The following is an 8,593-nucleotide window of genomic DNA, read 5'->3' as shown; positions in this document are numbered from 1 at the left end:
CAAACCGCCAGAATCCTCGGAATCAGCCACACAACCGTCTGGGAAGCCAATTCAAAAATAGCAGAAGCAGTTTACAAAGCCAAAAATCCTCGCAGTCAAAAAACAGCGAAAACTTCATCGCAGTTGACGAAACAGTAATAAAAATCAACGGGAAGAAAAGATACCTCTGGGCTGCAATTGACGTTGAGAGCAAGGAAGTTTTAGCAGTCTGGATTACGACTGTTAGAAACTGGTGGGTTGCCAGGGATTTCATTCTGGTTGTTTTAAAGTCGTGTGAAGGGCAGCCTGTCTTTCTGGTTGACAGGGCGAGCTGGTATAAGTCTGCTTTTAAGAGTTTGAGGTTGGGTTATCTGCATGTGACTTTCGGGCCGAGGAACAGTGTTGAGCGCTGGTTTAGGACGTTGAAGGAGAGGACGAAGCGTTTCTGGAATAATTTCAGGGGTAAAGACTGGAGGAGGGTTCATAGGTTTGTTTTTCTGTTTGCCTTCTGGTATAATTTTGTCAGAATTCATTCTAGTTTTGGTGATCCGCCTGGTGATGTTACTGAATGGCTTCAGGAGGTGATGCCCCAGTTATCCTAACAGTATCCCATATGAGATACTTGAAAGATTAACCTTTTCCTTAAATTTCCTCCAGTATCATCCCGAGAAGTCGCTTATCGTTCACCGCTATTATATTCAGTCTCTCCGTTGCATCCAGTCTAAACTTTATCTCCTCCCCTCTGTCGTCGGTTATAATGGCCCCGGCTTCCTTTGCAATTACATAGCCAGCCGCTATGTCTGTTGGTCTTACATAGTTCCTTATATCCACCACACCGTCGAGAGAACCCCTCGCAAGGTAGGCAAGCTCAACTGCTATAGCACCCAAAACCCTTGTCCTTCTCACTTTTTGAACGAGTCCTGCCCCTCTGCCCCGTGTATAGAAGCTTATTGAAACGGACTTCTCGTTTAGGGGCTTGATCCCTATTTTTTTCCCATTTAGGTAAGCCCCCTCCCCGGGAATTCCCTCATAGACGTTCTTTGTGATAAACTCATAGAGCATGGCGTAAGCAGGTTTTTCATTTTTGAAAACTGCAAAACTGAACCCAAAGATGGGGATGCCGTGAATAAAGTTGAAGGAACCGTCTAGAGGATCAACGACTACGGTGTATTCGCTTCCAGTATCTATGTTCCCTATCTCTTCACTTACTATGTTTACGCCGAGAGGTCTGAGGTACTCTAAAACTACATTTTCCGCTACTTTATCTACAAGTTTTGTTTTGTCGCCGCTAGGGCTAACAGCAACGAATTCTCCCGCCTTTTTTGTTCCAAAGAGGGGCATTATCTCTTTCTCAATATCTTTCGCGAGGTTGAGCGCTATCTCGTTCCATTCATACATTGCTCAGACCCCCATGAGCATTCTCAAAAGATTCCTAGTCCCCGGGGCAAAGCCAAGGATAAACATCACCATCTTTATGAAATCCATGAGCTCTTTATCGCTTTCGCTCTCCTCAAGTTCTTCCATCAGGTAAAGTGCAACCATCAGAACTGAAAACTTCAAGAGGTACATGACTGCGGCGGTTCCGGTTAGGTCTATAAGGTACCTCGGCAAGACGTGTTGCTCCCAGTAGCCGAGAAAATCAACTCCCACAAACGTTGTTGTCGCATCGTAGAAGTGGGCGTAGAAAAGGTAGGAGTTTTCTCTAACGAGCCTTATTTTTGTGGAAAGGAGATATACCACAACCAGAGCGAGCAGTGCAAATGGAATGAAGTATTTTAAGACTTCAAAGTTGAAGCGAACTTTGTCCAAATTGATGAGCAGAAGCAGGACTTCCCCTCCAACAAGACCCCATCCAAAGTACAGGAAGACCTTTCTCCAGTCTTCGAAGAGTTTATGTGTTATCAAAAGAGCGGAAAACGTTATCGCAAACACGAGAAAATATATGCCCGGTGTAACCGTGAGGTAAGTTCTGGGTATTATCGTTGCATCCGTAAGGGCTCTTCCAAAAGCCCCCAGGATCATATAGGGAATCAGGGCCCTGAAGAAGGCATTGTCATACTTTATCCCGAGCTTTTTAAGAATCTTATACACTCCAAGGGCTGCCAATCCGAGAATTATGGCATAAGTGAGAGTGTTTACAATATTATAGCCTTCGTTGTACCTTATTGGGTCTATGAAGTACCTCTGAAAAATCTTTCCAATACCCATTTAACCACCGGAAGGAATATTCTGCGGTTGGTTAAAACTTTTTCTTCCAATTATTTTTTAAGCTCTAAGAGACAAAAATAGAAAGGGGATGATCATGCATTTAATGGAGTTGCCAAGGGAAGTTCTTCTCGGTGAAAACCTCAAGGATAAGGTTAGCCAAGTTGCCAGACGGCTCAAATTGGGTGAAAAGGCCTTAATTCTCTACGGCCCAAAAACTAAGGAAATTGCCGGAAAGGATGTGGAAAAACACCTAACGGATTCCTTTGACGTGAAGTGTTTGATTGTTAAGGAAGCCTCAATGAAGGAAGTTGAAAGAACACTCAATGTGATAAAAAACGAGGATATAAACTGGGTTATCGGCGTTGGAGGAGGAAGCATAATAGATGTAGCTAAGCTGGCCTCTTTTAAAGCTGATATCCCATTCATAAGCTTTCCTACAACTGCTTCTCACGATGGCATAGCGAGTGCAAACGCCTCAATCAAAGACCTCGGTGCAAAAACCTCAGTAAAAGCACGCCCCCCTATAGCTATTGTTGCGGATGTGGAGGTTATAAAAACCTCCCCCTACAGGTACCTCGCAGCTGGAGTCGGGGATATGATAAGCAACCTCACAGCAGTAAAAGACTGGGAGCTTGCCCATAAAATAAAGGGGGAATATTTCAGTGAATACGCTGCTTCTCTCTCCCTCATGAGCGCAAAGATGGTCATTAAAAACGCAGATATCATAAGGCTAGGCAACGAGGAAAGTGTGAGAAAGGTAATAAAGGGCCTAATATCAAGCGGCGTAGCAATGAGTATAGCCGGCTCATCAAGACCTGCAAGCGGTGCGGAACACCTATTCAGCCATGCACTGGACATGATAGCTCCAAAGCCTGCCCTTCATGGAGAGCAGTGTGGAGTGGGAACGATAATAATGGCCTATCTCCACGGCCTTAAGTGGCAGAGGATTAGGGAAACCTTAAAGAAGGTTGGAGCACCTACTAATGCATACGAATTGGGAATTGATCCGGAGTATATTGTGGAAGCATTAACAATAGCACACACAATTAGGCCTGATAGGTATACGATTTTGGGCAAAGATGGCCTCACAAGAGAGGCTGCTGAGAAAGCGGCTAAAATAACAGGTGTAATATGATCATCATTCATAGGAGGTGTTAAAATGGTAATCACGCTGGTTGGAGAAAAACTCGCAAAACCCGGGGTGGAGTTCATCTATTATGGTCCAGCAGATCCATGCAAAAGCTGCAGGTTGGCAAGGGTCTGCGTAGGTAACCTTGAACCAGGAAGGAGGTACAAAGTTGTAAGGGTCAGAAACATAGAGCACTCCTGTCCTCTCCACGAGGGGAAGGTAAGGGTGGTTGAAGTAGTGGAACCGGCAATAGACGTAGCAATAGAGCCGAGAGTTGCCGTAGTTGGGTCAAAGATAAAGCTAAGCTTTGTGGACTGCAGTGACCCAGAGAAGCAAAACCTGGTTAGACCCGAGGGGCTTTTTGAAGGGGATGTTGTCAAGATTCTTGAAGTTCTTGGAGACTTTGAATGTGATGGGAAAAAATATAAGCTTGCCCGCGTTATACGGGAAAAAGAGTAACTATCTCTTCTTTTCTACTTTTGTAAAGGCTATTACCTCTTCTCCCAAGGCTTTCAATTTGTAGGCCTTCAGTTCCCCCAGGAGGAACATCTTTATGGCTTCCATGGTTGTCTCGCGCCTTCTTAAAGCCTTCTGAGCATCTTCGACACTTACAACCCTAAACCTAATCTTTCCTCCGGGCCTCGTTTGAGCAACCTTTGGAATGTCCACCCTGGCAACGACCCCTATCTTTGCGTATCCTCCGGTTGTCTGCCTATCGGCGAGCATTATTATCGGCTTGCCGCTTTTTGGGACTTGAATCGCGCCGAGGGGAATGGCATCAGTGATTATGTCGGCACCTTTTTCTGAGTGCTCTATTTTCGGACCCTCCAGCCGGTAGCCCATTCTATCGGATTCTGGTGTTACCTCGTAAGTTGAGCTCAGGAATGTTCTAATTCCTTCTTCTGTAAAGTGGTCTTCTTGTGGCCCTAAAATTACCCTAACTTCACTCTCGTTTGAATATTTTGGCACAAACGCCTCCGGAAGCTTTTTACCATCCTTCCCTGTTAAAATTGCGTAGCCCAGGCTTAGAGTATCCCCACTTTTCAGCGCTCTGCCAAAGTTTGCCCTCAAATAGGTGGAGCAGCTACCAAGAATCCGCTCACAACATATCCCTCCGGCAAATGCTATATATCCGTACATTCCGGTTTTTAGTGTTCCTATTTCTAAAACGTCCCCTCTCTTTGCCCAGTAGCTCTCCCATGGGTTTATGGGAACGCCGTTTAGCTTAACTTCCACGTCCCCACCCACGGCAAAAACGGCAGAGGAGTGGAACCTTATGGTGGGCCCTCTTAGAACGAACTCCAGCAGAGGTGCGTTATCATAATTCCCAACAAGATAATTAGTCAATCTCGCGGAAACCTCGTCCATAACCCCACTTACCGGAACGCCGAACTTTTGGTAGCCTATTCTTCCCAGATCCTGAACCGTCGTAAGCGAAGGAACGTTTACCAGCTCTATCATGCCTTTTCACCCCACTCTCGCTTATAGATTTCCCAGAACTCCTCCTCGCTTATGGGCACAAACTTGACGTAATCTCCAGCCTTCACTATGCTTGGCGGATTTTTAGAAGGATCAAACGTTTTCAGCGGCGTTCTTCCGATTATCCTCCATCCTCCTGGGCTCTCAATGGCGTACCATCCGGTCTGCTTTCCGGCTATTCCAACGCTTCCAGCCGGAACTTTTAACCTCGGCTTCTCCAGCCTCGGCGTTGCTATCCTCTCATCCATGCCTCCAAGATACGCAAACCCTGGCAGGAACCCCAGCATGTAAACCCTGTAGAGTGGCTTTGAGTGGATCTCTATGACTTCTTCGACGGTTAAGCCGTTGTATTGTGCGACAAACTCTATGTCCGGCCCGAACTTCCCTCCGTAGGCAACCGGTATCTCCACAATCCTCTCTTCCTCCTCCCGCGGCTCCGCGGAGAGAAAAGGCTTCAGGGCCTCGACGGCCTCTGCATATGAGGTTTTTAATGGGTTATAGTAAACGTAAACGCTCGTGTACGTCGGCACTACTTCAACAAGCCACTCCGGATTTTCTTCCTCTATGGTTCTTGCCACAGCGTGAACTTTCCTGTTGAGGTCCTCGTCTATCTCATTGCCGAAAATTATAACTACCGCAGAATCGCCAGCCGGCTTAAAAGTTGGAAACATAAAAAATCACCTAATAAATTCTCTCATGGGTACAACTTTTACTCCTTCCTCCTCGAGGCGCTTTCTTATGTAGGCTGTTATCTCCACAGCCTGTGGGTTGTCCCCGTGGACGCAAATTGTGTCGGCTTTAAGCTCCACCCATTCACCGTTAATGGCTTTAACCCCTCCGTCCTTGACCATGGAAATGACGCGCTCGGCTATGAGCTCTTTGTCGTGGATAACCGCCCCCAGCTTCCTTCTTGAGACCAGGGTACCATCCGGGTTGTAAGCCCTATCGGCAAATACCTCGTGGGCAACCTTTAGTCCCATTTCCTCCGCAATTTCCAATAGCTTTGACATTGAAAGCCCAACAAAAATAAGGTTCCTGTCGAAATCAGCTATTCCCTCTAAGATTCCTCTCGCGAGCTCTTCATCCTTAACTAGGGCGTTGTAAAGTGCCCCGTGGGGCTTGACGTGCTGAAGCTCCAGCCCTTCAGCCTTTACGAACGCATACAATGCTCCAATCTGGTAGAGAACGTAGTTTCTCGCTTCTTCTCTTGTTATGTCCATATATCTCCTTCCAAAGCCGAGCAAGTCCGGATAACCCGGATGTGCTCCAACGGCAACGTTCAGCTCTTTTGCGAGCTTTACAGTCTTTCTCATTACCATTGGATCGCCAGCGTGCCAGCCGCATGCAACGTTGGCTGAGGTTATGTACTTCATAACTTCCTCATCAAGCCCAAGCTTGTACCTCCCAAAGCTTTCACCGAGGTCTGAGTTGAGATCGACTCTTTGCATAAGCTATCACCAAGTATTGTTAATTTGAACTTAGGTTAAAAATACTACGTGTTTAAAACTGGCATTAATAAGTGTGAAAATCTTGCACCATAAATGTACATTATAGCCTCAATGTATATCATTTTTGGTATTTTTGTATCAAAAATGATATAAACAAGGCTTTTTTGGATATTATTTTGACTTTAGGTGTAGTAATGCCAGATTTGAAGGCTTTTGATTTTCGGAGATATAAAATCTTGAAGGAGGTGTCAAAATGGGAGAAAAAGCTTCAACCGTAGATTGGAAAACCATATTAAAAGCCTTAGGTCCCGGTCTGATAGTTACAGCAGCTTTCGTTGGTCCTGGAACCGTTACAACAACGTCTTCCTCGGGTGCCAAATATGGATATGTGCTCCTTTGGGCATTAACATTTTCCGTGTTTGCGACGATTGTATTGCAAGAGATGTCCGCAAGAATTGCAATTGCAACAGGTAAACCTCTAGCTGAATTCATTAGAACGAGCCTCTCAAAGAACCCGACGATAAACAAGGTGGCTGCAGCCCTCGTGGTTTTGGCAATTGGTGTAGGTAACGCGGCATTTCAAACTGGAAATCTAACAGGAGCAGCCATTGGATTAAATACAATATTGGGAAATTCAGCTCTCCTATGGCTATGGGTTATTGCAATCATAGCTACGATACTGCTCTGGACTGGAAGTTATAAGATAGTCGAGAAGTTTTTAACAGCCCTTGTTGTTATAATGGGGTTTGCGTTCCTCATTGACATGTTCGCCGCAAAGCCCGACTGGGGTCAGGTGGCTGTTCATCTCGTAAAGCCCAGCATTCCTGAAGGAGCTCTCACAATAGTGCTAGCTCTAATAGGAACAACCGTGGTGCCGTACAACCTGTTCCTGCATTCATCCTCAGTTCTGGAGAAAGGCTGGAAGGGATGGGAAGGCATAAAGATAATGCGCTGGGATGCCGGAATTGGGATATTCCTTGGTGGACTCTTCAGTTGGGCAATCATGATAACAGCAGCTGCAACCCTGCATCCCTTAGGAATAACAATAAAATCTGCCGGAGACATGGCGATTGAGCTGGAGCCACTATTAGGTAAATGGGCTGCCATGTTCTTTGCCTTAGGTTTGTTTGCAGCAGGTATGACTTCCGCAGTGACTGCTCCTCTGGCTGGCGCATATGCGATTCAACAGTCCTTGGGTCTACCAAGAGATATGAAGGACAAATACTTCAGGCTCTGGCTAATGCTCATAATGTTTGCGGGTCTTGGATTTGGAACCATGGTGTTTGCAACAGGAAGATCACCAATCGAGGCAATAATCTTTGCTCAAGCTGTGAACGGTGTTCTCCTACCAATAGTTGCCTGGATGCTTCTATATGCAGCAAACAAGAAGGAGTACTTAGGAGAATACACAAACGGTCCAATTACCAATGTTCTTGGCGGTATTGCAGTTATTACAGCAACAATTTTGGGAATTAGGTTGATTTTGAAGGCTTTGGGCTTGATGTGATGCTCGTTTCATTTTCCCTTCCTTTTTGAGGAGGTGTTTTTATATGTATGGTTGGAGAGCAAGAATAGGGTTGATAGTTCCCTCCTCCAACACAACCATGGAACCAGAATTTTGGAAAATGGCTCCTGAAGGTGTTTCAATCTACACGGCAAGAATGAATCTTACTGACGTTACTGAAGAAGCTTTGATAAAGATGGAAGTTTATGCTAGGGATGCTGCAAAGAGGCTTGCTGACGCTGAAGTGAATATTATAATGTATGGTTGTACATCAGGGAGCTTAGTGAAGGGCAAAGGCTATGATAAACAGATATCCCAAGAGCTTGAAAAACATTCCGGAATTAAAACAATAACAACATCTACTGCAGTACTGGGGCGTGTTTAGTTTCACCCCCTGTTATTTAAACAGTATTTGACTCTGAGGAGGATTTTCAGACCATAACACATTACCCCAAGCAGGATTCGGGTTACAGTAGTCTTTTTCAGAAAACAGGGGATCCTACTGCCAAACCACGTTGTAAACGCACCCCAGAACCCCTCATGAGGATTCCTATGCCTGTACTCTTCTTCAGAAAACACTCTGTCTCTCTTCTTACTACCAAAACCACCTGGAGCGTTCTTAGTTTTCTTAACAATCGGCCGATAACCCTTTTCCACCACAGTGTTCAGAACTTTCTTTGAATCATAAGCCCCATCAGCATAAAAATTCCCAGAACCCCCCGGCAGGAGTTCAATCAGCTCGTTCTCAGAAGTTGTGATCTTCACAGCAACCGGATACAGTAAACCCGGCAGGATTCTCGTTATTGCCTGAACTTCTATCCTGCCCTTTTTTTATTTGTGATAATG

General features: G+C 45.5%; 10 protein-coding genes and 1 pseudogene. 5 read left to right on the top strand and 6 right to left on the bottom strand.

Annotated elements, in window-relative coordinates:
• A pseudogene (locus THEPK_RS10215) lies at window positions 1-581 on the top strand (IS6 family transposase); the annotation flags it as partial.
• Between the two features lie 40 nt (window positions 582-621).
• Here the strand turns inward: THEPK_RS10215 and THEPK_RS10210 are convergent.
• Window positions 622-1,377, bottom strand: a complete 756-nt coding sequence (locus THEPK_RS10210) for a bifunctional fructose-bisphosphatase/inositol-phosphate phosphatase (protein ID WP_042701554.1) — start codon at window positions 1,375-1,377, stop codon at window positions 622-624.
• Between the two features lie 3 nt (window positions 1,378-1,380).
• Window positions 1,381-2,187: a DUF63 family protein gene (locus THEPK_RS10205; protein WP_042701551.1), complete on the bottom strand. Its 807-nt coding sequence runs from the start codon at window positions 2,185-2,187 to the stop codon at window positions 1,381-1,383.
• Between the two features lie 94 nt (window positions 2,188-2,281).
• On the opposite strand from THEPK_RS10205, the gene THEPK_RS10200 reads away from it, so the two are divergent.
• On the top strand, window positions 2,282-3,322 hold the full coding sequence (locus THEPK_RS10200; protein WP_042701549.1) for an NAD(P)-dependent glycerol-1-phosphate dehydrogenase: 1,041 nt from the start codon (window positions 2,282-2,284) through the stop codon (window positions 3,320-3,322).
• A 24-nt stretch (window positions 3,323-3,346) separates the two neighbouring features.
• Window positions 3,347-3,775 carry a UPF0179 family protein gene (locus THEPK_RS10195; RefSeq protein WP_042701547.1) on the top strand — a complete coding sequence of 143 codons (429 nt, stop codon included), beginning with the start codon at window positions 3,347-3,349 and terminating at the stop codon, window positions 3,773-3,775.
• Here THEPK_RS10195 and THEPK_RS10190 read toward each other — a convergent pair whose 3' ends face one another.
• From THEPK_RS10190 to THEPK_RS10180, 3 genes are read right to left on the bottom strand one after another with little or no spacing between them, the layout of a single operon-like run.
• Window positions 3,776-4,777: a 5-oxoprolinase subunit C family protein gene (locus THEPK_RS10190; RefSeq protein WP_042701545.1), complete on the bottom strand. Its 1,002-nt coding sequence runs from the start codon at window positions 4,775-4,777 to the stop codon at window positions 3,776-3,778.
• Window positions 4,774-5,466 carry a 5-oxoprolinase subunit PxpB gene (gene pxpB, locus THEPK_RS10185; protein WP_042701542.1) on the bottom strand — a complete coding sequence of 231 codons (693 nt, stop codon included), beginning with the start codon at window positions 5,464-5,466 and terminating at the stop codon, window positions 4,774-4,776. Before pxpB ends, THEPK_RS10190 begins: the two co-directional genes overlap by 4 nt.
• Window positions 5,467-5,472: 6 nt before the next feature.
• Window positions 5,473-6,243: a LamB/YcsF family protein gene (locus THEPK_RS10180; protein WP_042701539.1), complete on the bottom strand. Its 771-nt coding sequence runs from the start codon at window positions 6,241-6,243 to the stop codon at window positions 5,473-5,475.
• Between the two features lie 253 nt (window positions 6,244-6,496).
• Between THEPK_RS10180 and THEPK_RS10175 the strand changes: the two genes are divergently transcribed.
• On the top strand, window positions 6,497-7,750 hold the full coding sequence (locus THEPK_RS10175) for an Nramp family divalent metal transporter (protein WP_052315950.1): 1,254 nt from the start codon (window positions 6,497-6,499) through the stop codon (window positions 7,748-7,750).
• Window positions 7,751-7,793: 43 nt separating this feature from the next.
• Complete coding sequence (locus tag THEPK_RS10170; RefSeq protein ID WP_198011319.1) at window positions 7,794-8,132, top strand: maleate cis-trans isomerase family protein; 339 nt, start codon at window positions 7,794-7,796, stop codon at window positions 8,130-8,132.
• Between the two features lie 2 nt (window positions 8,133-8,134).
• Here THEPK_RS10170 and THEPK_RS10165 read toward each other — a convergent pair whose 3' ends face one another.
• Window positions 8,135-8,512, bottom strand: coding sequence for a hypothetical protein (locus THEPK_RS10165; RefSeq protein WP_042696758.1), 378 nt, complete (start codon window positions 8,510-8,512; stop codon window positions 8,135-8,137).
• Window positions 8,513-8,593: the final 81 nt, after the last annotated feature.

This window comes from Thermococcus sp. PK, assembly GCF_000430485.1.
GTDB lineage: Archaea > Methanobacteriota_B > Thermococci > Thermococcales > Thermococcaceae > Thermococcus_A > Thermococcus_A bergensis.
The sequence above is the reverse complement of the archived record's forward strand: the minus strand, read 5'-3'. Positions and strand labels throughout refer to the sequence as shown.

Bases quoted from the DNA above. Each gene is read 5' to 3' on its own strand.
- THEPK_RS10205 (WP_042701551.1), bottom strand. From the start codon at position 2,187: ATGGGTATTGGAAAGATTTTTCAGAGGTACTTCATAGACCCAATAAGG.
- THEPK_RS10210 (WP_042701554.1), bottom strand. From the start codon at position 1,377: ATGTATGAATGGAACGAGATAGCGCTCAACCTCGCGAAAGATATTGAG.
- pxpB (WP_042701542.1), bottom strand. From the start codon at position 5,466: ATGTTTCCAACTTTTAAGCCGGCTGGCGATTCTGCGGTAGTTATAATT.
- THEPK_RS10195 (WP_042701547.1), top strand. From the start codon at position 3,347: ATGGTAATCACGCTGGTTGGAGAAAAACTCGCAAAACCCGGGGTGGAG.
- THEPK_RS10180 (WP_042701539.1), bottom strand. From the start codon at position 6,243: ATGCAAAGAGTCGATCTCAACTCAGACCTCGGTGAAAGCTTTGGGAGG.
- THEPK_RS10190 (WP_042701545.1), bottom strand. From the start codon at position 4,777: ATGATAGAGCTGGTAAACGTTCCTTCGCTTACGACGGTTCAGGATCTG.
- THEPK_RS10200 (WP_042701549.1), top strand. From the start codon at position 2,282: ATGCATTTAATGGAGTTGCCAAGGGAAGTTCTTCTCGGTGAAAACCTC.
- THEPK_RS10170 (WP_198011319.1), top strand. From the start codon at position 7,794: ATGTATGGTTGGAGAGCAAGAATAGGGTTGATAGTTCCCTCCTCCAAC.
- THEPK_RS10175 (WP_052315950.1), top strand. From the start codon at position 6,497: ATGGGAGAAAAAGCTTCAACCGTAGATTGGAAAACCATATTAAAAGCC.